The 548-nt window shown below is 64.6% G+C and carries 1 pseudogene; it reads left to right on the top strand.

What is annotated here, in order from left to right:
* Positions 1-152 precede the first annotated feature (152 nt).
* Positions 153-548: pseudogene (locus EOA22_RS39220) on the top strand (sugar ABC transporter permease); the annotation flags it as partial.

Raw genomic sequence — 548 nt, 5'->3', positions numbered from 1 at the left:
CCCCCTGGGGGGAAGAGGCTGGCACCACCCCCGCCACCCTCCTCTCCCCTCAGGGAGAGGTCGGATTGCCCCTATTTGCTCTCTTCAATTGGGTTGGCAATCCGGGTGAGGGGGTTCTTTGCCAATGTCCCAATAGCATCGAGCGCGCAGCCATGACCGTCATCACCGCAGCAACCCCTGCCCCGCCCCGCGCCCGCAAGGTCGCCAGCCGCCACCAATGGATCGGCCTGCTCTATGTCGCGCCGGCTGTCGCGCTGGTCGTCGTCTTTTTCCTGATCCCGCTCGGCATGACGGCGTGGATGTCGCTGCACAACTGGCCCCTGATGGGCGAGCACAGCTTTATCGGCCTCGGCAACTATGTCGCCATCCTGCGCGACACCCGGTTCTGGAACGCGCTGCGCTTCACCGCCTACTACACCGTGATCGTCACCATCGCGATCTTCGTGGTGGCGTTTCCGCTGGCGCTGTTCGTCGAGCGGCCGCGGCCGCTGACCAATCTTTACCGGACGATGTTCTTCATGCCGGCGGTTTTCGGCTTTGCCCCGGCC

The organism is Mesorhizobium sp. M7A.F.Ca.US.014.04.1.1 (assembly GCF_003998745.1).
GTDB classification, from domain to species: Bacteria; Pseudomonadota; Alphaproteobacteria; order Rhizobiales; family Rhizobiaceae; genus Mesorhizobium; species Mesorhizobium ciceri.
This window is presented reverse-complemented; position numbering and strand designations above follow the sequence as displayed.